Annotated in this window: 21 protein-coding genes; 15 read left to right on the forward strand and 6 right to left on the reverse strand. The window is 47.3% G+C overall.

Annotated elements, in window-relative coordinates:
* Positions 1-74 precede the first annotated feature (74 nt).
* Positions 75-332, reverse strand: coding sequence for a hypothetical protein (locus QT973_RS23160; protein ID WP_333057494.1), 258 nt, complete (start codon positions 330-332; stop codon positions 75-77).
* Positions 333-384: 52 nt separating this feature from the next.
* Between QT973_RS23160 and cbiE the strand changes: the two genes are divergently transcribed.
* The 3 genes from cbiE to QT973_RS23175 all read left to right on the forward strand — a co-directional run bounded on the left by cbiE (position 385) and on the right by QT973_RS23175 (position 2,750).
* Positions 385-1,653 carry a precorrin-6y C5,15-methyltransferase (decarboxylating) subunit CbiE gene (gene cbiE, locus QT973_RS23165; RefSeq protein ID WP_445243061.1) on the forward strand — a complete coding sequence of 423 codons (1,269 nt, stop codon included), beginning with the start codon at positions 385-387 and terminating at the stop codon, positions 1,651-1,653.
* Positions 1,654-1,941: 288 nt separating this feature from the next.
* Positions 1,942-2,328, forward strand: coding sequence for a DUF433 domain-containing protein (locus tag QT973_RS23170; protein ID WP_333057493.1), 387 nt, complete (start codon positions 1,942-1,944; stop codon positions 2,326-2,328).
* Complete coding sequence (locus QT973_RS23175; RefSeq protein ID WP_333057492.1) at positions 2,325-2,750, forward strand: type II toxin-antitoxin system VapC family toxin; 426 nt, start codon at positions 2,325-2,327, stop codon at positions 2,748-2,750. Before QT973_RS23170 ends, QT973_RS23175 begins: the two co-directional genes overlap by 4 nt.
* A gap of 17 nt (positions 2,751-2,767) precedes the next feature.
* Here the strand turns inward: QT973_RS23175 and QT973_RS23180 are convergent, their stop codons facing one another.
* A complete protein-coding gene (locus QT973_RS23180) occupies positions 2,768-6,190 on the reverse strand; it encodes a DNA methyltransferase (RefSeq protein WP_333392251.1) in 3,423 nt (1,140 codons plus the stop codon).
* Positions 6,191-6,557: 367 nt separating this feature from the next.
* Between QT973_RS23180 and QT973_RS23185 the strand changes: the two genes are divergently transcribed.
* Positions 6,558-6,794: a type II toxin-antitoxin system HicB family antitoxin gene (locus tag QT973_RS23185; RefSeq protein WP_333057498.1), complete on the forward strand. Its 237-nt coding sequence runs from the start codon at positions 6,558-6,560 to the stop codon at positions 6,792-6,794.
* Between the two features lie 20 nt (positions 6,795-6,814).
* Positions 6,815-6,976 carry a type II toxin-antitoxin system HicA family toxin gene (locus tag QT973_RS23190; protein WP_293247374.1) on the forward strand — a complete coding sequence of 54 codons (162 nt, stop codon included), beginning with the start codon at positions 6,815-6,817 and terminating at the stop codon, positions 6,974-6,976.
* Between the two features lie 104 nt (positions 6,977-7,080).
* Here the strand turns inward: QT973_RS23190 and cphA are convergent, their stop codons facing one another.
* Positions 7,081-9,801 (reverse strand): cyanophycin synthetase, encoded by a 2,721-nt coding sequence (gene cphA, locus QT973_RS23195; protein ID WP_333057490.1) that lies wholly within the window; start codon positions 9,799-9,801, stop codon positions 7,081-7,083.
* A gap of 335 nt (positions 9,802-10,136) precedes the next feature.
* Positions 10,137-11,030 (reverse strand): cyanophycinase, encoded by an 894-nt coding sequence (locus tag QT973_RS23200; protein ID WP_333057489.1) that lies wholly within the window; start codon positions 11,028-11,030, stop codon positions 10,137-10,139.
* 332 nt (positions 11,031-11,362) lie between these two features.
* On the opposite strand from QT973_RS23200, the gene trmD reads away from it, so the two are divergent.
* The 6 genes from trmD to larB all read left to right on the forward strand — a co-directional run bounded on the left by trmD (position 11,363) and on the right by larB (position 16,960).
* Entirely contained in the window at positions 11,363-12,058 is a 696-nt protein-coding gene (trmD, locus tag QT973_RS23205) for a tRNA (guanosine(37)-N1)-methyltransferase TrmD (RefSeq protein ID WP_333057488.1), read from the forward strand.
* A 520-nt stretch (positions 12,059-12,578) separates the two neighbouring features.
* A complete protein-coding gene (gene ispF / locus QT973_RS23210) occupies positions 12,579-13,058 on the forward strand; it encodes a 2-C-methyl-D-erythritol 2,4-cyclodiphosphate synthase (RefSeq protein WP_333057497.1) in 480 nt (159 codons plus the stop codon).
* A 33-nt stretch (positions 13,059-13,091) separates the two neighbouring features.
* Positions 13,092-13,610 (forward strand): hypothetical protein, encoded by a 519-nt coding sequence (locus tag QT973_RS23215; RefSeq protein ID WP_333057487.1) that lies wholly within the window; start codon positions 13,092-13,094, stop codon positions 13,608-13,610.
* The gene (locus QT973_RS23220) at positions 13,585-14,190 is read left to right on the forward strand and encodes a PIN domain-containing protein (protein ID WP_333057486.1); all 606 of its coding nucleotides are present in this window, start codon (positions 13,585-13,587) and stop codon (positions 14,188-14,190) included. Before QT973_RS23215 ends, QT973_RS23220 begins: the two co-directional genes overlap by 26 nt.
* Positions 14,191-14,230: 40 nt before the next feature.
* Complete coding sequence (locus QT973_RS23225) at positions 14,231-15,991, forward strand: ABC transporter substrate-binding protein (RefSeq protein ID WP_333057485.1); 1,761 nt, start codon at positions 14,231-14,233, stop codon at positions 15,989-15,991.
* Positions 15,992-16,156: 165 nt separating this feature from the next.
* Complete coding sequence (gene larB / locus QT973_RS23230) at positions 16,157-16,960, forward strand: nickel pincer cofactor biosynthesis protein LarB (protein ID WP_333211494.1); 804 nt, start codon at positions 16,157-16,159, stop codon at positions 16,958-16,960.
* A 263-nt stretch (positions 16,961-17,223) separates the two neighbouring features.
* Here larB and QT973_RS23235 read toward each other — a convergent pair whose 3' ends face one another.
* A complete protein-coding gene (locus QT973_RS23235) occupies positions 17,224-17,835 on the reverse strand; it encodes a hypothetical protein (protein ID WP_333057483.1) in 612 nt (203 codons plus the stop codon).
* Between the two features lie 327 nt (positions 17,836-18,162).
* On the opposite strand from QT973_RS23235, the gene QT973_RS23240 reads away from it, so the two are divergent.
* The 3 genes from QT973_RS23240 to QT973_RS23250 all read left to right on the forward strand — a co-directional run bounded on the left by QT973_RS23240 (position 18,163) and on the right by QT973_RS23250 (position 19,847).
* Positions 18,163-18,375 carry a high light inducible protein gene (locus tag QT973_RS23240; protein WP_190659021.1) on the forward strand — a complete coding sequence of 71 codons (213 nt, stop codon included), beginning with the start codon at positions 18,163-18,165 and terminating at the stop codon, positions 18,373-18,375.
* A 143-nt stretch (positions 18,376-18,518) separates the two neighbouring features.
* Positions 18,519-19,058: a photosystem II reaction center PsbP gene (gene psbP / locus QT973_RS23245; RefSeq protein ID WP_333057481.1), complete on the forward strand. Its 540-nt coding sequence runs from the start codon at positions 18,519-18,521 to the stop codon at positions 19,056-19,058.
* A gap of 138 nt (positions 19,059-19,196) precedes the next feature.
* Positions 19,197-19,847: a nucleoside triphosphate pyrophosphatase gene (locus QT973_RS23250; RefSeq protein WP_333057479.1), complete on the forward strand. Its 651-nt coding sequence runs from the start codon at positions 19,197-19,199 to the stop codon at positions 19,845-19,847.
* Between the two features lie 152 nt (positions 19,848-19,999).
* Here the strand turns inward: QT973_RS23250 and QT973_RS23255 are convergent, their stop codons facing one another.
* Positions 20,000-20,914: a calcium-binding protein gene (locus tag QT973_RS23255; protein ID WP_333392253.1), complete on the reverse strand. Its 915-nt coding sequence runs from the start codon at positions 20,912-20,914 to the stop codon at positions 20,000-20,002.
* Between the two features lie 150 nt (positions 20,915-21,064).
* Between QT973_RS23255 and QT973_RS23260 the strand changes: the two genes are divergently transcribed.
* On the forward strand, positions 21,065-21,664 hold the full coding sequence (locus QT973_RS23260; RefSeq protein ID WP_333274915.1) for an IS607 family transposase: 600 nt from the start codon (positions 21,065-21,067) through the stop codon (positions 21,662-21,664).
* The last annotated feature ends 14 nt before the right edge of the window (positions 21,665-21,678 follow it).

The following is a 21,678-nucleotide window of genomic DNA, read 5'->3' on the forward strand; positions in this document are numbered from 1 at the left end:
ACCGCAGAGGGCGCAGAGAACGCAGAGGGAGAGAATACAGAGATGAATACAGGACGATGCTACCGGATTTGATATCACATATCTAGTGGGAGCATCTGTGCTGCGAGTAAAAACCGTTTTTTTGGAGTGCGAGCATCCCGCACAGCACAGTATATACATATAGCGAGGGGGACGATCGCACCCAGAGTAAAAGCAAAACTGAGATGCTCCCTATCTAGTCTGGTAAAATAACCGTTATAACTTTTGTAGTGAGGACGGAAGTCCGAGCGAGTTTTATGAGGACTTCCGTCCTCACTATAAACCAATTTTATTCTGGTTGTTCGAGCGGACATAATATGATTAACGACTAATAACTAATAACTAATAACTAATAACTAATGAGTGATGACGATCGAGTTTGATGATTCCAATGCAGCCGGAAACGAGATTAGCAGTAAGGGTGCAATGCACAAATGGCTTTCGGTGGTGGGGATTGGCGAAGACGGACTTTCGGGATTGAGTGCGATCGCCTTTACCCTCCTCTCTCAATCTCAAGTCGTTGTCGGCGGTGCCCGTCACCTCGCAATGCTACCAACCGACGACACCCGCGAAAAATTGGTTTGGGCTTCGCCCCTACAAGCAACAGTCGATCAAATCATCCGCCGCCGGGGACAGTCTGTGTGCGTGCTCGCAAGCGGCGATCCCATGTGTCACGGCATCGGCGTCACGCTGTCGCGCCAGATTCCCATTTCGGAAATGACTGTAATTCCGGCGGCATCGGCTTTTAGTCTTGCTTGCGCCCGTTTGGGTTGGCCATTAGCCCAAGTTGAGACTTTCAGTTTGACAAATCGCCCGATCGCATCGATCGCCCTTGCTTTCTCGCCGGGGGCGCGCTTGCTGGTGTTGAGCGCTGACAGACACACGCCGGGAAAGGTGGCACAATTGTTGACACAGCGGGGGTTTGGTAGCAGTTTGATGACTGTGTTCGAGCGGATGGGATCGGGATCGGAACGTCGGAGCGAGGGGGTCGCAGCAGCCTGGAATGCAGCGGATTTGGCTGATTTGAACACGATCGCGATCGCAGTTGCAGCCGATCGACAAACTCTTATCCTCCCCCGAACTGCGGGTTTGCCGGATGCTGCTTATCGCCACGACGGACAACTTACCAAGCGGGAGGTTCGAGCCGTTACTCTGTCAACGTTAGCACCGATTCCCGGAGAGTTGCTTTGGGATGTGGGGGCGGGCTGCGGTTCGATCGCGATCGAATGGATGCGGAGTCATCCTCGGTGCAGGGCGATCGCGATCGAACGCCACCCAACTCGACTGCAATACATCGCCGAAAATGCCTCGACTTTCGGCGTTCCCGAACTCGAAATTGTGGCGGGATCAGCGCCGGAAGCCCTGACAAATTTGCCTCAACCGAATGCTATTTTCATCGGCGGCGGTGTCACCGCAGAAGCTGTGCTGGAAACTTGCTGGAATGCTTTAGGTGAAGGCGGCCGATTAGTTGTTAATGCGGTGACAGTTGAGAGCGAGTTTAAAGTTTTGCAATGGCACGATCGTTATGGCGGGGAACTCATTAGAATTGGGATTCAGCGAGTAGGGGCGATCGGTTCTTTTCAGGGTTGGAAGCCGCTTGCGCCGGTGACTCAGTGGGCGGTAGTTAAGGGGTAAAAGGACTTACCCAGGCGCGATCGAAGAAACCGGGTTTTTGACGAAATCTGCGGGCTGTCACGCGTATTCTCAGCCAAAAAACCCGGTTTCACCGGCCCCCATGCGTAAGTCAAAAGGTAAAAGGCGATCGCTCTATTTCCATCTTTGATATCTAAGTGAATGAAGCAGTTATAAACACGGCGAAAACGTAATAGCTTCTTCAAATCTAGCAATATAGAATACCCGATAGGCGTCTTCTGTCCACTATGCTAAGATGAAAGCTGGTTTACATTTTTTGATGAGGTCGTTATGACCAGTTCGCTGTCTCCTACAAGAATTTCTCGCTATGTCACCCGCAATCCTGAAGTTTTGCAGGGGGAACCGATTATTGCAGACACTCAAGTTACTGTACGGGATATTGTGGTGTTTTGGAAATCGGGAATAAAGCCTGAAGAAATCCCACAGAAGTTACTTCAACTCGTGACGGCGGCTCAAGTGTTTGATGCCATTAGCTTTTATCTGGATAATCAGCCAGAAATTGACGATCGGATTGCTTGGTATGAGGCGCGTCCGATGTTGAATGTTTCACCTCTTTTGAGATGTAATCCGTTGCTGAATGAAGTCACGAAATATGTTGAAGCATATCGCCACGATCGAAATGCCGATATCGATTTTCCTGAGTCTGAGACCCTATGACTCAATATATTCTCGATACCGACCATATCACACTGCTGCAACACTCTAATCCACTCATATTGCAACGTTTTGAAGCTCTCCATACCAGGGATGTTGCTATTACTGTCATCAATGTTGAGGAATTGATTCAGGGCTGGTTCAATGCAATTCGTCAAGCTTCGCAACCCGGACAGAAGCAACACTTAACTTGGGCTTATGTGGGTTTGAGATCGGCTGTTAAATTTCTCAACGATTTTCTCGTTCTGGATTTTACCGAATCAGCTTGCGAGCAATATTTGGCGCTGCGCCGTCAGGGAATACGAATTGGGACACAAGACTTGCGGATTGCGTCCATTGCTTTGGTTAATAACTCAATTTTAGTGACGCGAAATCGACAAGATTTTGCACAAGTGCCAGGACTGGTTTTGGAGGATTGGACATAACAATTGCCAAGCCCAGCTTATGTGGCATTTCCAACTTCTGCGAGATGCCAGAAAGTCATGCCACCTTCATTATGACTGAGCAAAATCCCCAAATCTTCGAGGCTTTCTAAACAGTCGAGAATGACTTTTTGTTTGCGGCTGGCTGCTTTGAAATGGGCGGTGACTTGGGCGGCTGTCCATTCGCCGCTTTGGGTGCGGAATAAGTCGCGGATGGCCCAAAGTTGCTCTTTGAGGGTTTTGGGGAAGGGTTGTTGTTCCGTGGGGGCGATCGAGGTTTCGGTTCCAGTGGTGATACCTGCAAGGGATGGTTGCACGTAGGTTTCGCCGGGGGCTTGGTAGTCGGGACGTAGCCAGCGAATCAGTCCGTTGCGTTCTTCCTCGGCGCGTTGGGCGTTGAGGGTGACGAGGTTTTCCAGGATTTGGTCGTCGGTGAGGGTGGGTTCCCAACCATAGGCGGCAAATACGGCGGCATCGAGTTCGTCGTGGATTTGTTTGAGGGTGGAGACTAGGGCTTTTTGCTTGAAGGCTTTGTCTTTGTCGTCGAGGGGTTCGCCTTGGCGGAGTTTTTCGAGGAGGTTGTACATCCCGGTGATGGTGACTTCGGGGTGAGTGGTTTGGACTCGTTTGCGGTGGCTGTCGAGGCGTTCTCCGAGTTCGCGGATGGTTTGTTTTTGGGTATCGGTGGGGTCGGGGAAGGGGAAGGGGTCGAAGACAATTGACGGTTTCCATCGCAAATCATTTCCCTTGCCCATTCGCGGTGCAATCTTTTTAAGCCATTTTTGATGTACTAAGGATTCTAAAATCCCTAAAATCCAGGCATCATCTGATGCGACTGTGTAAAGCTGAACATCCGGCAAAACATCACTATCAACAAAAAAGAATGGCTTAAATTTAGAAGTGTCTGGCGTGACAATAAATCGATTCAAATTGTTGACAGCTTTTCTTAATCCTGGTCTTTTCTCGCCAAAAAGCCACCAATTATCCCGATTTGATTTTCTATTTTGCTGATCTCGAAATGGCTTAACTGTTGTTAGAAGCCTTTGGAATAATAGAGGAAACTGTTGAGAGGCTTCATCTTTAGATAGACCGAAAAAATCAATAATCCACTTTTTCTGAAAACTTTGAACTAAATCTCTCCCAATCGCATACGATCTGATGACTGACGGCAAATTCTGCTTGTCTAAATCAAGCTGTTGGAAATCATGTTCTTCAATTCTAAACCCTGTGCCTAATGGAATAACACCCTGAAATGAGATGCCATCATTTGATTTTAACGGTTTCATTTTGACTGTATCACGGCCAACAGTCAAATCAGAATTAATCAATCCCTTAAATACCTCAAATTTTAAAATTTCATTTTCATTTTCTCCCTGAGATTCATACTTGACTTTCATCAAAAAGCCTGAAATTGACGGTTCGGGTGTCACGACAGTCATAGCAATACGTACAGCAGCACCATCTTTACTATCTGTCCAAGGATGATCGGCAATAGCAAAGTAAAGAGATATTTGTTTATCGCCGACATAATGGTCTAGAACTTTCCTATTGAATGATTGAACAATACTATTTGTTGTAATAAAGCCAAACCTTTGAATTTTCTTCGACTTGGCAAGATTTGCTGCCTTCTCCCACCAGTACATTACAAAGTCAACCGTATCTGACAAGTTTTGGTAAGTCTTCCTCAAGCATTCAACATACCCGTCATCAAGGCTCTCACGCATTCTCTTATTCCCAATAAACGGCGGATTCGAGACAATATAATCTGCCTTTTGCCACTGGGCCGCCCTCGGATTTAAATACCGATAAATCGTTACTTTGTCTGTAGGATCGGGAATATCTTCCCCCGTCACCGGACTTTTAATCATCCTTCCGCCCCAGCGAGTTCTCACCTTCCCCGCCGCATCCACATCCGGTTCCCTCCCGTCATAGGCCAACACGGCATCCCGGCATTCAATATTGTTGTACTCGCGCAACACAGGTTCGATCGGCGGAATGTCGCCAAACCGCCGAAAATGCCACTGCAAATACCCAATCCAAATCACCAAATCTGCGATCGCCGCCGCCCTAGGATTGATCTCAATTCCCAAAAACTGACTCGGATTAACTTGAGCAATATCTAACAGCAACTGCGCCGATCCGGTGACATCCTCCAAGCGTCGCAACACCTCCGATTCCAACCCCTTCAACAAATCCAATGTCACATACAGGAAATTACCAGATCCGCACGCCGGATCGAGAATCTTCACCTGTTGTAACTCCGTCAGAAATGCCTCTAAAACTGATATCGCCTTTTTCCTTTGATTTGCAGTCGGTTCCGATTCTCCCGCGTTGAGCAACTGTTTAACCTCCGCTTGTACCGCAATCCAGCGATCGCCCAAAGGTTCCATCACCACAGGCTTTACCAACCTTTCCACATAGGATCGCGGCGTATAATGAGCCCCCAACTTACTCCGTTGCCTAGAATCCAGCGCCCTTTCCAACAACGTCCCAAAAATCGCCGGTTCCACTTTGCACCAATCCCGCTTCGCCGCCTGCAACAAAACTTCCAACTGCGCCTTTGTCAACGCAAACGCCTGCGACTCCGCAAACAATCCCCCATTAAACCGCAACAGTTTGCCATGAAAACCAAAACTCGTCCCCTCATTCATCGCCTCCCACAGCGCCTCTACCTCCGGCTTAAACGTCTTCGGATTGAGAATCCATCGCGTTTCCAGCGCCTGCGTAAACAAATGTTCTTTCAACAACCCCACATCCTCAGCAAACATGGTGAAAATACAGCGCATCAAAAACTGCGCGACTTGCTGCGGATCGACATTCCCCTCCATCCGCTTCGCCAACTCTGCCAAATCCGCCGCTACTTCCCGCGTCACCCGCGCTGCAATTTTCTCTGGATTGCGCTGCTGCGGATTGCTAAAAATATCCACAAACAAATCGAAAACATCGGCTTTCTGCAACTCAATTAGCCCAATTTCTCGCCGCGCCCCATAGCCGCCATAATCCCCGCTAAAACCCATCCATAATTCAAAATGATCGCCAATATCGCAAGTTAACAAAAAGGGCGGTTTGCTGCTGAGACTGCGGGTATAGGCAACTGCCTGCACAAACGCTTTTTCCATCTCTCGCAAATAGGTATTTGTCCCCCGCTTTGCCGTTCCTTTTTTGCTCGTTGTTCCGCCCTGTTTTGCCTCGATTAAAAAATGATCGGCTTTGTAAAAATCAACAAACCCCGGAGTTACTTTGCCGCTGGGGTGAAAAATTTTGACATCCTTATCAAAGCAGTAGGGATCGTTGGGAATTCTGCCTTTATCAAAAGGGCGATCGACTCCCAGCGCATCGCACATTTCGGCAAAAAACAACTGGTAGTTTGCCCGTTCGTTACCGCTAGAACCTGCCCAGCGTGTGATGAATGTTTCGACTCGCGTGCGATCGGCTTCATTCATGTTTCAACCCTGTTGCTTGCTTTTTCCTGATTCTATAATTAGATCGGTTTGAATTTTCGATTTATCTTGCGATTTTGCTTTAAGCTGTTACGCATTTAAATTGGAAAATCGGGATAGGCTAGAAGCCCGTCCCACAAGAGTTTTATTGATTTTTGACACACAGTTTAAATGTAGAACAGCTTATAGCAACCAGGCGGTTAGGACGCTTTACTATTGATATTTGCTATAATATACTTGACGATATTCCTAGATACAGGCGGAGTCAAAAACCCGGTTTCTGCCTTAAAGTCGATCGTTCACAACGAAGATTTTGCTTGGCAACCCGGTTTTTATGGCTTTAGTGCTTCAAAAATACCTCAATAAATCTATGAAAATTAGAGCGATCGTACATCCTGCAGAAGAAGGTGGCTATTGGGCAGAAGTTCCAGCGCTTCCCGGCTGCATTACCGAAGGAGAAACGATAGAAGAAGTAATAATTAATTTAAAAGATGCTATTGAAGGTTGGCTCGAAGTTGCTAATAGTCGTGAAGCAATTGCCTCCACAGATAGAGTTGTGGAAATTGCTGTAGGAAATCTATTTCTGGCAAGCGACTTTGCAAAATAGTAGAGCATAAAGGTTGGGTTTTGAAAAGAGTTACCGGCAGTCATCATATCTATGAAAACCCGGAACTAGAACAAATTTTGTCAATTCCTGTTCACCGAAATCAAGATTTGAAAGTTGGAACCTTGAGAGCCTTAATGAAAATAGCTCAGCTATCTGAGGAAGATTTACAAAGTTTTTCTTAAGTATAGCAGGTTCCATAAAAATCAGGAATTACGTAATTTCTCAAACAAATAGGTTGGGTTTAACACAAGTAACCCAACCTATTAATTAAATGAGACTTAAGAGTTTAGCCTTGATTCACAACGGTCGGTTTTAAACTTTCCTGTGACTTCGATCGATCTAAACCATTTTGCACTTCCACAGATTCCTTAATCGGTTTCCGGGCTTCAATTAAACTCAAAGCTTTGTTGACACCTTCAGGTAAAATTACTACCAAACTGCCGGCCGGCGCCTCGTCTAAAGCCTTGTTAACGGCCGTTGTTTCGTCGAGAATCAACTCGTATTCAACTTGAGATTTGTTTGCGGTTCCGGCAGAAATCGCCTCGGCAATTCCCTGGCAAATTAACTTTGCCACAACACCGGGTTCTCGGCCGCGCCTGTCAATATCTTCTTTGACAATGATACGATCGAACATCTCGGCCGAAAGTTTGCCCAGCGTGACAAAATCTTCATCTCGCCGGTCTCCGGGGGCACCTACTACCCCGATCCGCCGTCCCGGCCAATTCAGCACGAAACTGCCCAAAGCTTTGTAGCTGTGGGGGTTGTGGGCGTAGTCGAGTAAAGCGTGATAGGTGCCCAAATTAAACAAATTCATCCTTCCGGGAGTTTGACCGACGGATGCTTGGAAGCTTGACAAAGCAGCGCGAATATCTTCTATTTTCAATCCTTGGGCAAAAGCCGCCAAACAAGCTGCTAAAGCATTAGCAATCATAAACGGCGCGCGCCCGCCCATCGTCAGCGGCACGTTCACAGCCTGCTCAATTCTCAGCGTCCAATCGCCTTTTAAGATCGACAAGTACCCATTTTCGTAAATCGCTGCCAGCCCGCCCGCCGCGGTATGTTTGGCAACCAGTTCGTTGTCCGGGTTCATGGAAAAATATGCAATTTGAGCCTTGACACGCTGCGCCATTTGTGATACTAGCGGGTCGTCTGCATTCAAAACTGCATAGCCTTTGGGCATTACCGACTCGACGAGGACGCTCTTGAGTTTGGCCAGTTGTTCCACGGTGTCGATGTCGCCAATGCCCAAGTGATCGGCTGCGACGTTCAAGACGACGCCGACATCGCACTGATCGAAGCCGAGGCCCGATCGCAAAATTCCGCCTCTGGCAGTTTCCAACACGGCCACTTCCACCGTCGGATCGGACAAAATCAATTGAGCACTCTGGGGCCCGGTATTGTCTCCGGTTTCGACCAAATAATCGCCGATGTAAGTGCCGTCGGTAGTTGTATAGCCGGTAATCTGACCTGTCTGCTTGACAATGTGGGCTAGCAGGCGAGTGGTTGTCGTTTTGCCGTTGGTTCCCGTTACCGCTAAAATTGGCACCCGGCTGGGTTGAGGCGAGGGGAATAGCATATCGAAGACGGCGCCGGCGACGTTGCGGGGTAAACCTTGACTTGGGGCGACGTGCATTCTGAAACCCGGTGCTGCGTTGACTTCGACGATGACGCCGTTGACATCGCGCAGGGGTTGGGAAATGTCGGGAGTTACTACGTCAATGCCGGCGATGTCCAAACCGATAATTTTGGCGACTCTGGAAAACAGCCAGACGTTTTCTGGGTGGATTTCGTCGGTGCGATCGACTGCAATGCCACCGGTACTCAAGTTTGCTGTCGCGCGCAAAAATACTCTTTCGCCGGCGGGCACTACGGAGTCCATCGCGTATCCTTGTTTTTGCAGCAAATCCAGGGACAATTTGTCGATCGTGATCCGGGTGAGCACGTTGTCGTGTCCGTCTCCTCGCTGCGGGTCGCGGTTTACTTCTTCAATAAGCTGTTCTACTGTAGACTTGCCGTTACCTACGACGTTAGCGGGTACTCGTTCTGCGACTGCTATGACTTGCCCGTTGACTACCAATACTCGGTGATCGCGGCCGACGTAATAGCGCTCGACAATGACGCTTTTTGTTTTTGATGCTGCGCTGGCTAAGTCGTAGGCTTCTTCTGCTGCTTCCCAGGAATTGATGTCGATCGTAATGCCGCGGCCGTGGTTGCCGTCTAGGGGTTTGAGGACGATCGGAAAACCGCCGACATCTTCGATCGCCCCGCGCAATTCGTCCAAATAATGAATCACCGTCCCTCTGGGAACCGGCACGCCGGCGCTGGCGAGGATATTTTTGGTACCTTCCTTGTCACAGGCAAGTTCTACCCCCAAAACTCCCGTCCGGTTGCTCAGAGTTGCCTGAATCCGCTTTTGGTGAACCCCGTAGCCGAGTTGAATCATAAACCGGGCGCTCAAAGGTATCCAAGGAATGCCGCGCGCTTCTGCTTCCTTAATCAGTGTTTCCGTGCTCGGCCCCAGGGCCGCCGACGCAGCAAACTCTTTGAGGTCTCTCAAATCTTGGACTAATTCGGCTGCTGGATAAGTGCCTGTATCGGCAATACTTTGGCACATCCGCACGCCCGCCCGGGCTGCATAGCGACCGGCTTGTTCGTTTTGATACTCGATTACTACTTGGTAAATACCTGGGGTCGCAGTCTCGCGGGTACGGCCGAACCCGACCGGCATTCCTGCCATTTCCTGAAGTTCGAGGGCGACGTGTTCGATTACGTGTCCCATCATTGTGCCTTCTCTGACCCGTTGCAGGAATCCTCCCTGATGGCCTGGAGAACAGTGATGGTCGTTCAAACTCGGAAGTGCGGCGATCAACCCTTCATAGAATCCAGGAATTTCCGCTGTGGTTTTATCTGCCCACTCCTCTAAATCCAGACGCATCAGGACGAGTTTCTGGCGTCTGATGCTCCAGTAGTTGGGGCCGCGTAATGTCTGGATTTTAAGTATTTTCATGGCAGTTAGAGGGGTATGGGGCGCGAAATCTTATAGATAATTGGAGCATTTATTCAATTTCGATCTAGATTGCTCGATCGACTGTTCGCTGCGAACAGTTTGGGAGTGAATTTCCAGTTATGGGCTACCCAATTTAAAATTCATGCCCCTGCGATCGGCTAAAAACTACAGGTACATGGCTAGCAAAAACTCAAAGCCTGAAGCTAGAATTTTCTGTGGTTCGGTCTCCTGGGGTCAGACCGTGGCTGCTTCGGCATCTATTCTATTGTTGTATCCATGATTCGGCCGGAATGCCGCCTAATTTCTGCCGAATCAATGACAAGAGATGTTCTACCTTAGTTGGCTGTGCGGCATTCGGGGGGCCAGCCAGACTCGGAACACGCTCCCGATGGCATGGGTTTGCCTTGGGGCATATTGTAGCAATCTCCGTGACACAGAACGTGCAAGCGCATATTGAACAGACTTAAGGGTTCTGTCGCTCCTACCATAGATTCATTGGTATAAAAATTTTCCCTAGAATCAACAATAGTCACAGTGCCTTTACCGAGAATTTTCATAGTATCGTCTCCCTCAAACAAGGCGCAGGTGTCTTCGTCAATACCAATAGCGATGCGATCGGGATGACAAGCCACAGCCGACAGCAAGCGAGCCATGCGATTGCGGTTGTGAAAATGCTGGTCTACGATGATCTCAGGAATAATGTTAAGTCCGTTTGCCATGTCTACTAAAGAGCGGTTCGGCGGGGCGCCACTCCCACCGCCTGCAATCATGTGATATCCCATCACCGCAGCACCCGCGCTGGTGCCAGCGAGGGTAATCTTGCCTTCGAGAGTTTCTTTGCGAATTTTCTCCATCAGCGGGGTGTCCGCCAGGAGCCCACAAAGCCGCAGTTGGTCGCCCCCTGTGATGAATACGCCCGTACAGTCTTCTAAGTAATCTTTCCAGACGGGGTTTTCGCCTTGTTCGCGTTCGCGGATGTCTACTACTTTGACTGCGCTAACGCCCATTTCGTCAAATATTGTGCGGTAGCGGTTGCTAATTCCTTCGGGATCTCGCGAAGCGCACGGAACGATCGCCAGCCGAGCGTTTGCACCCCCAGCACGGCAAAAAAAGGTGTTCAGAATCTCTCGCCCGTGAACTTTGTCTTCGGCTCCCCCGATGACCATAATCGAGGTTTTTGTGCGCGGGGGAATATTGTGTTCAAGGGCTTGAGATGTCAACTGCTGCATGGTGTGTCTTCCTCTGTTGGATGTGAAATTCAATTTTGCCGTGGCTGTGGGTAGAATGGGGCTTTTTAAGAATAAATATTTTTTGGTGCCAGCGAGGTGCGATCGGCGATCGCGCGATCCCGCAGTTGTTTGGGGGCGAGTTTACTTGCAGTCGCTGTCATGAAAAACAGATTATTTTTGTACAAAACCGGCCCGCCGACAAAGGAAGAGAATTTAACTTGCCAAAATTTTCAGAAATTATAAGAAATTATAAAGAATAAAGCAATTACTGAAAACTGAACTCCCCCTAAAGGTCAAACTAGAGGTGATGTATCAATGAAATTCCAATAATTGTGCGATTTGACGTTGTTACCCTATTTCCAGAATTTTTCCGGGCTCCCCTAGAGTCGGGACTGATGGGCAAAGCCTTAGCTAAAAAGATTGCTGAGGTGAATTTTGTCAATCCCCGCGATTTTACCACAGACAAGCACCAGCGAGTCGATGATGAGCCTTACGGGGGCGGAGTGGGGATGCTGATGAAACCGGAACCGATTTTTGCTGCGGTGGAGTCGCTGCCGGTTTTGCCACGGCGGGAGGTGATTTTGCTGACTCCCCAGGGGGAACCGATGCAGCAGGCGATGTTTCGGGAGTTGGCTGCCGATCGCGATCAGTTGGTATTGATTTGCGGTCATTATGAAGGTGTGGACGATCGAGTCCTGCATTTAGTCACTCGCGAGGTATCGTTGGGCGACTTTGTTCTCACGGGAGGCGAAATTCCAGCTTTGGCTTTGATTAATGGGGTTTTGCGATTGCTGCGGGGAACTGTGGCCAAGGAAGATTCGCTAAAGTTTGAGAGTTTTGAGGACGGACTTTTGGATTATCCGCAGTACACTCGACCGGCGGATTTTCGGGGATTGAAGGTGCCCGACGTGTTGCTGTCTGGTAATCACGCAGAAATTGCTCGCTGGCGCAGGGAACAGCAAATTGAAAGAACTCGATCGCGCAGGCTGGATTTGTACGATCGGTGGTTGCAGGAGAGGGAAGAATAGGAGAAAGGGCGATCGCACGAGTGGTCAATCGATTTTAGATTTTCGATTTTCGATTGACTTGCGCGAGATAAATGCGGGGGACGCAAGGATTTTTGATTTTCGATTTGGGATTGATTCCACGGATAAATCACGTGGCGGATACCACCTTTGAAATTCATGGTCAGAAACCGGGTTTTTTGCGGTAATACTTCGTGGTAGTCCACAGATTCGGTAAAAAACCCGGTTTCTTTGGTCTTGATGCGTAAATCTCGTATATTTAAGAGCCTAATAAATTTTGGATTCGCGTTTGTAAGTCTTTGAGTTCAGGAGAGCACTCATCGAGAAGTCCCCATATTTTTCTAGCGTTTCCAGCATTAACCCTTCTCTCCCCTCCACAAGCTTTAGGATTGCCATAGCTGCTAAGGAAATCAGCAAAAAAAAATATTTAACACTCGGCTCTGCCTTAAAAAATAAATTCACTTATCTCCCTGAAAATATGAAATAATTGTCTTCTACTATACTTACCCAACCTTCCTTTTACATGAACATCCGCATCGGCAATGGCTACGACATTCACTGCTTAGTTCCCGATCGTCCTCTCATCCTAGGCGGTGTCAATATTCCCCACGAATTAGGCTTACTCGGCCACAGCGACGCCGACGTACTTACCCACGCTATCATGGACGCGATGCTCGGAGCTCTCAGTTTAGGAGATATCGGGCTGTATTTCCCGCCAACTGACCCGAAATGGAAGGGTGCGGATAGTCTCGTATTGCTGGCACAAGTCAATCAGTTAATATTAGATAAAGGCTGGGAAATCGGCAATATTGATTCGGTGGTGGTGGCAGAACGTCCAAAGCTGAAACCGCATATTGAGCAAATGCGCGATCGGCTTTCTGCTGTCCTACAATTGAAACCAGACCAAATCGGCATCAAAGCTACTACCAACGAAAAGCTAGGCCCCGTTGGGAGAGAAGAAGGAATCGCAGCTTACGCTGTAGTTTTGTTAGTGCTAAAATAGAACTTTAATCTACGTTTTAGGAAGACCAAAACCATGCAAACTGAAACCTTGGATTTAGAGTTACCCATTGACGCGGATATTATCGCATTGGATAAGGACGATCGGGTAGTCGTGCTAATCGAAGTTAAAATTATTGAAGCTCAAGAACCAGCAGCAAAGCAAAGGATTGCTGACTACATGATATCTTGGATGAAAGCTGCGTTAGCGAAGATATCCGAGCAGCGCACACTCATTCCCTATGCGATGTTTGTTGACACCGAACAAATTCTGATTTTCAAATGGGACGGAGTAAACTTATCTGAACCTGTTTGTTCTCTAAACACTGGTGAAATACTTCGCCATTATGAGCCGGAATTTGGCAGCAAACGGATCTTTAAGCGATACCTAACTAGACTGGTTGAAGCATGGCTGCGCGACTTAGCTTATAATTGGAAGTCTGAGATTCCCACCGCGTCAGAACAGATAGCAAAAATCGGCTTGCTGCCGCTGCTAGCAGGTGGGACGACAAAATCAGGGGTAGAAATTGGTGGCAATTTTATATATCGAGACTAACTTTCTGATGAGCATTGCTACGGGACGCGATCCAGACGCTAACAACTTGTTGGTGAGTGTACCGACATCAGTCAACATAGCAATACCAAGTATTTGCTGCATGGAATCACTTTCGGCTTTAGAAGACGAAATCAAGCGACGAAACCGTTTTTTAGGTGAAATGGAAAAACAAATCAGTCAGCTAAAGCGAGATAAAACTTCACCCTCTGCCCAGTCTCTTGTCTTCCACTTAGAGGAATCTCTCAATGAGAATGAGGTGTTGCTCAATGATATTAATGCACGTCTTTTTGCTGCTCTTGATTTGTTGGCTATAAAGATAGAAATGCTCCCATTAACAGCAGGCATACTTCGAGAAAGTTTGAATTCAATTTTTATTGAAGAAGACCCGACAGACAATTTGATTCTGCACTGCATCTTGAATCACGCACACTTACATCCTAATGAAGTTAAGGTATTTTTGAGCAATAATACAAAAGAATTTGGTCTGCCGAAAGTTCGAGATGCTTTGCGGGAAGTAGGAATAATGAAGTATTTCTCGGTCACGGAAGATTTTCTCGGTTGGCTACAGTCTCAGTCGTAGTTGCACTGAAATGGTATAGTTAAAAGTTATGAAAATTTCTATGATGGTACATTCAAGACTGCGCTGGCTCGTGATTTTACTGGCCGCAATTGCCACTATAACTATGTCTGCGTGCACTCCGGTGCGATCGAACTTAGTAAACAGACTCATCGTTCCCACCCCCAGCGGCCCAGCTACCTTTAACTACCCGCTAAATCAATCTGCATACAGCGTCTTTGGCTATATGTACGAGGGATTGATCAACGAAAACGGCTTGACATCGCAGCTAGAACCCGGTTTAGCCGAGTCCTGGGAAGTGTCTAAAGATGGCAAAAAGATTGTCTTTACCCTGCGAGAGGGCTTGAAATGGTCGGACGGCCAACCGATGACTACTGATGACATTATCTTCAGCTATGAAAAGATTTATTTCAATGACAAAATTCCTAGCGGTTTGAAAGATACTCTGAGAGTTGGCATGAGTCGCGAATTCCCAAAAGTTAAAAAACTTGACAGCCGCCGCGTTGAATTTTCCGTTGCAGAACCCTTTGCTCCATTTATTAGATATGCTGGGGGAATCCCAATTTTACCAGCTCATATTTTACAGGAAGCTGTCGAAAATACAGATGCAGATGGTAATCCTAAATTCCTGACTACTTGGGGCACGGATACTGATCCTAAAAAAATTGTCGGAAATGGTCAATATCGAATGCTGAGCTACACTCCCAATCAGCGCGTGGTTTTGGAACGAAATCCCTATTTTTGGCGCCAAGATGCAGAGGGAAATTCTCAACCTTACATCCAGCAAATTGTTTGGCAAATTATCGAAAATACAGATAATCAACTGCTGAATTTTCGATCGGGCGATTTGGATACTCTGAATGTGGAGCCGGAAGTGTTTCCGCTGCTGAAACGGGAGGAAAAACGCGGCCAATATACGGTCTTTAACGGCGGCCCAGATACTGGCAGCGTGTTTATGTGTTTCAATCTGAATAAGGGGCGCAATGCTCAAAATCAGCCGTTTGTAGACCCGGTTAAGTCTCGCTGGTTTGCGAGTAAGGAATTTAGGCAGGCGATCGCCTACGGCATCAACCGATCCGCCATGACTAACAATATCTATCGCGGACTGGGCGCGCCGCTGCATTCCCCAATTCCGGCGCAAAGCCCGTTCTACCTGTCCCCAGAACAGGGATTGAAAACTTACAGTTACGATCGACAAAAAGCCAAAGAGTTACTGTTAAGTGCTGGATTCAAGTATAATAGTAACGAAGAATTGTTGGATGCTGAAGGCAACAAGGTGCGATTTACTTTGTTGATGGCGGCAGGTAAAAAAGTTCGGGAACAAATGGCAACGCAAATTAAGCAAGACTTGGGCAAACTGGGGATGCAAATTGATACGCAGTTCCTGAGTTTTAACACTTATGTGGAAAAGCTGCGATTGACGCGGAATTGGGATACTTACCTCGGCGGTTTTACGGGAGGTACTGAACCGCACAGCGGCTACAATATTTGGTCTGTTAACGGCACACTGCACAGTTTCAACCAAGGCCCGCAAGCCGGAGAACCGCCGATTCAGGGTTGGCAAGTTTACGACTGGGAGCAGAAAATCGATGACCTTTACGTGAAAGCTTCTCAGGAGCTTGATGAGGCGAAGCGCAAGGAAATTTATGGGGAGGCGCAGCGGATTATAGCGGAACAAGTGCCTTTTGTTTATATGGTAAATCCGCTGACTTTTGAGGCGGTGCGCGATCGCGTTTCGGGAATTCGCTACAGTGCCCTCGGCGGTGCTTTCTGGAATTTGTACGAGTTGAAAATAACAGAATAGTCAGTCGATTTTAGATTTTAGATTTTAGATTTTAGATTTCATTTAGTCTAAAGATGAATCTGGGAACTTGAACAAGAGTCTAAAATTGTGCCATCGCGATTTAAGTTGGGGGCTTGTATCCGTTTTTGGGCAGGTCATTAGTTAGCAGTCATTTGTTATTAGTTTATGGAACCTAAAATTTTACAGCAGTTACTCGAATCAGTTGCCACTGGCGATATTAGTCCGATCGCCGCTTTAGATAAATTAAAGCATTTTGACTTTGAACAAGTCGGCGATTTTGCCAAAATTGACCACCACCGCACTTTAAGAACCGGTTTTCCTGAAGTAATCTGGGGCCCAGGGAAAACGCCCGACCAAATTGTTGAGATTATCGAGGCGATGCGCGGGCGAAATTCGGCGGTGATGGCGACACGAATCGAAGCGGAAGTTTTCGAGCAATTGCAACAAAAAATACCCGATTTGTGCTACTACCAAAAGGCTCGAATTTGTGCAATTTCTCCTAATTCCCCAACTCCGCAGCATCCGGGTACTGTGACTATTATCAGTGCGGGAACGGCGGATTTGCCTGTAGCGGAAGAAGCGGCAATTACTGCGGAACTTTGCGGTTTTCAGGTGCGACGTTTGTGGGATGTCGGAGTTGCCGGCATTCACCGCTTGCTGAGCAACCGGCACGTGATTGCTGATGCTGATGTGTTGATTGCTGTTGCGGGTATGGAAGGTGCTTTGGCGAGTGTGGTTGCGGGTTTGGCAGATTGTCCGGTGATTGCTGTGCCGACGAGTGTGGGTTACGGCGCGAGTTTTGGCGGGATTGCTCCTCTTTTAACTATGCTCAATTCTTGTGCGGCTGGTGTGGGTGTGGTGAATATTGATAACGGGTTTGGGGCGGCAATTTTAGCTTGTCAAATTCTCAGAAGTGCTGGCCGAGTGGGGAAAATGAAAGAGGAGGAGAATCGGAGAGAGGGGGAATAGTTTTGAGTTTTGAACTGAAATCCTGAATCAGGGAGGGTTCTCTTGGCATTGCCCCTACTCCAAACAGGTTTCTTTGTTCTTCATTTACCTGAAATCTGCTGTAATTTTTCGAGTGCAGTGCGAGCGCCCCCCTCGCGAAGACCGCTCGCGCTATAGTTAGAAACCCCTTCCATCAGACTCTTGAAACCGCATCTACACAAACTCTCGTCCCAGCAGAGGGCGACTAAAAAATACAGGAGGTATTATTAAAGCCGGGTTTAATATTACTTGCTAGCCAGCCAAACCGGATAAGCAGATGAATCCTCAGCTTTTAACTTTTGCGCCTGATAACTCTTGCTAGTCCAACTAGCTACTGTTTGCAGGTTTTCTGTCAAAGAACTTTCGCTGCCAAATGCTTCAAATCCCAAAGTCCACCACGCGCTGCCGTTAATGTTCAACTGAGTAAGTTCCACGGTGCAACCTTGAGGAATGGGGGCTTCTACTGGCACTGACATTACCGCACCCGACTCCGAAACGTGGTAAAGACGCTGCGCTCGCTTTTTCTTGACTCCCACCCACTTTCCTGTCGCCAAAATATCCGCCGGTATCGGCGCCATCGTGTCCGCACAAACCCACTTCAGCCACTTTTCGGCTTTGCCTTCCCAGCGGTTGCCGAAGGGCATTGTCCCCAACTCTCCCTGACGCCACTTTACCTCCAAGGTTTTCCCACGTAGCTTCACTCCTAAGTAGTCGCAGCTTGGTACTAGCAAATATATGTCTTCCCGCTCTTCGGGAGGCGAAAGATACGTGCCGAGACTCTCGCTTCCAAACCATTGATTGATTGATTTTGGCAGTGCACCGCTATAAAACCACCGCATTTCCAGACTGGCCCGCATAAATTTTTCCTCCGTTCCACAATTTTCGTCAAACCCAGACTGGATTTGCCATACACCATCGACTTTTGTGCCTCTCCACTCTATCCTCCCCCCTCTGGGGCCCAGAGTCTACCCACAGTCATACCATTGTTAGATTTTAGATTTTAGATTTGAGAATTGGGAAAGACTGACTAGATAAGGGTTTAGAGCTTGCCTACAGTTGCAGTTTTTTTATAAACTGGTGTCAGATCGGGGTATTTAAAAAAAAATTCTCACAATCCTTTACATATCTTCACAAGTCTGTTACATTTAGTTACAGTACACTAAAAACCATTTAGGAAAAAAAACATGAGTAACAGAGGCTTAATGCTGGACGACCAAGGCAAAATGAACAATTTTGCGATCGAGCCGCAAGTATACGTCGATGACGAACCCCGCACCGGCTTTACCCCCTACGCAGAACGCTTAAACGGCCGCCTTGCCATGATTGGCTTTGTTTCTCTCTTGGCTTTAGAAGTTTCGACCAAGCACGGGCTGATTAGCTGGCTGACTCACCTGTAATGATTTTGTTAACAATTAAACTATCTGGCTATGGATCGCTGGCGTTACACAAACAGCGATCCATAGCTTAACTATTTTTAGGGGCAAGGTTTGGTGAGACAATTAAAATTAAATATTTTACTGTTACCCTACCCGTAAAAAGAATGCTCAAACGAATTGCGGCAATACTTCTGGTGGTTCTAAGCCTCACCTTGACAGGTTGTGTGTCTAAAGTCACCGGACTCAAAAGCTACGTTGATACTGGCGATGGCTATCAATTTCTCTATCCTAACGGCTGGCTGCCGATCGCGGTTTCTAACGGGCCCGATGTGGTGTTCCGCGATTTGATTCAGCAAACCGAGAACGTTAGCGTGGTAATCAGTCCAGTCGCAAAGGACAAAACTCTGGCGGATTTGGGATCGCCGACGGATGTGGGATACAAGCTCAGCAAAAGTGCGATCGCCCCGGCTGATTCGGGCCGCGAAGCTGAATTAGTCAATGCAGAAGCTCGTGAATCGCGATCGAAAAACTATTACATTTTAGAATACGCCGTTAAGTTGCCAAACCAAGAACGCCACAACTTAGCGAGTGTAGCAGTCAGCCGCGGCAAACTTTTTACCCTTAACGTTTCCACTACCGAAGAACGCTGGCCAAAGGTAAAAGAAGCTTTTGAGAAAGTTGTTAAATCTTTCTCTGTTTATTAGTAGGTTAAAAAGTAGTTGGGAATGGGGAATAGGGCGCAGGTCATTGGAGATGAGGAATATTTTAGTTGATTTTTCTTTCTTCTTCCTTCTTCCTTCTTCCTTCTTCCTTCTCATCTCTTCCTTCTTCCTTCTTAACTTATGAAAATTCCAAATTTTGTATTAGCTTCAGCTTCTCCAGCCCGCCGCCGCCTGCTAGAAAATGCTGGCATTCAAGCTGTGATTTGCCCCAGCGACTTTGATGAAGGGCAAATACAAATGAAAGATGCCACTAATTTAGTGCAGGTGTTAGCAGAGGGAAAAGCTGAGGCTGTAGCTAAGTTTTTACTGGCTAATTCTCACCCCCAAATCCCCAATCCCAAAGCGTGTTTGGTGTTGGGATGCGATTCAATTTTGCTCATAGATGGCGAAATTCACGGCAAACCCAAGGATGCGGAGGAAGCAATCTCGCGCTGGCAGAAAATGCGCGGTAAGGTGGGCGAACTGTATACGGGTCATGCTTTAATTGATACTAGATTCGATGACTTGGATGAGGCAATGTCTCGATCGAGCATTCGCTGTCAAGTTACAAAAGTTCATTTTGCGGAAGTTACCTCGCGCCAAATTGCGGCTTACGTCGCTACCGGAGAGCCCTTGCAATGTGCAGGCTGTTTTGCACTGGAAGGTAAAGGCGGCTTTTTTGTGGAACAAATCGAAGGATGTCACACAAATGTGATTGGTTTGAGCTTACCTCTGCTGCGGCAAATGCTCACCGAAATGGGATATGATGTGGCGGATTTCTGGCAATCTTAAAGATTAGACACCTCCAACAAACAAATTACCCGGCTTATGCACATCGGGTTGGCGGGCGAGACGCCCACCCCACAAGAAAGTTTGTTTTGTGGGGTGGGCGTCTCGCCCGCCCTTGAGTTTATATTTTGGAGATGTCTATTGTAGGGTGCGGATTATCCAAGGGCGATCGTCCCGTCAGACACAGAGGTAAACTGAAGTTGACTCGGCGAAACATCCTTCACCAAACCCAAGATATTGCCGCTGCTAGCTTCCCGAATCACCGTCGCCTTAGTATTTAAAATTCTAAAATCAGCAGTGCGAGGAATTCCCGGAGGAAAAGGGCCACTGCTGTCATAATCTCTGGCATCACCAATGGTTAAAAACCTTTCGCTCAAAACAATATCATTTCGCGTCAATCCTCCCGTCAATCCAATTACATCACCTTCAGCCGGATCGTAATCGAGAATAAAATCTGCAGTCACTTCATCTACATCAAAATTGCCACTAGGAGGCGGTTGCAGCGAACCAATTTCCCCCGAAGTTGCTCCCATTTCTGTGCGGAGAACAAACAAATCTGCGCCTTCACTTCCCCAAAGTCTATCAATTCCAGCATCACCGATTATAGTATCATTTCCACTATCTCCTACTAAAGCATCATTCCCTTTACCGCCGCGAATAAAGTCATTTGCCGTGCCTCCATAAACGTGGTCATTATCTTGATCTCCGCTGACAAAATCGCTGCCACATTCTCCATAAAGAATGTCAAAATCTTGGCCGCCGCGAATAGTATCGCTGCCGCAACCTCCGATTAAAGTATCTGTGCCGCTGTTACCGTTCATCAGTTCCGCACCACCGGAACCTCTGACAAAATCGTTACCAGCTAAGGCCCGCAAACCTCCGGGAGTATTCTGCAGAATTCCATTTGCTAATTGAACTACGTCGTCATTGGGAGTTAAGTCAAAAAAGTTGGGGTCGCTGGCTGGATTTGGCAATGGCCCTGTGAGTAATTTGATGTTTGGGGGATCGGCAATAATTGGGTCTAAATTTTCAGCTAATGCTCTAATTTCTCCGAGATTTGTTTCTAACATCCTAATTTTGTCCTTTTTTGATTGACTTTGTTGACATTCTGATTTTAACAAAGGCTCCAATTAAGAAATCTGCGGGAATCTGGGGTTAACGGCAGTTGACAATTTACCTAGATTTACCTAGGATTTAGGAACCAGATTCTCGGTAAATTAATGAACAGACTGATTAGCATTGGTGAATTGGCAGAACTCAAGGCGGTCAGCGTTGACACAATACGACGCTGGGAAAAAGAGGGAAAACTAGAGTCCGTGCGGACAGATGGCGGACACAGGCGATATCGTCTTTCCGACTTTGTTGAACAAAAAACAGGAAAGACACTTGCTTATGCCAGAGTCTCCAGTCACGATCAAAAAGCCGATCTTGACAGACAGGATGCTGTCTTGTCTGGCTACTGTCAGTCTTTTGGCTGGGAATATGAAGTCATTAGAGATTTAGGTAGTGGAATGAATTACCGCAAAAAAGGACTAACAAAGCTAATCTCTACCATCTTAGACGGCGAAGTGGTTCGACTTGTAATTACCCACAAAGATAGGCTACTAAGGTTTGGATCTGAACTTATTTTTTCCCTCTGCGAATATCACGAAGTAGAAGTGGTAATTTTGAACAAAAAAGAAGACACAACCTTTGAAGAAGACCTTGCCAGCGACGTTTTAGAAATTATTACCGTATTTTCTGCTCGACTGTACGGCTCTAGGTCGAGCCCAAATAAAAAACTTATCGAAAAACTTGCAAAATCTCTGCAAAGCGATTAATATACTAAGATACA

Source organism: Microcoleus sp. Z1_A1, assembly GCF_036700305.1.
Taxonomy (GTDB): domain Bacteria; phylum Cyanobacteriota; class Cyanobacteriia; order Cyanobacteriales; family Microcoleaceae; genus Microcoleus.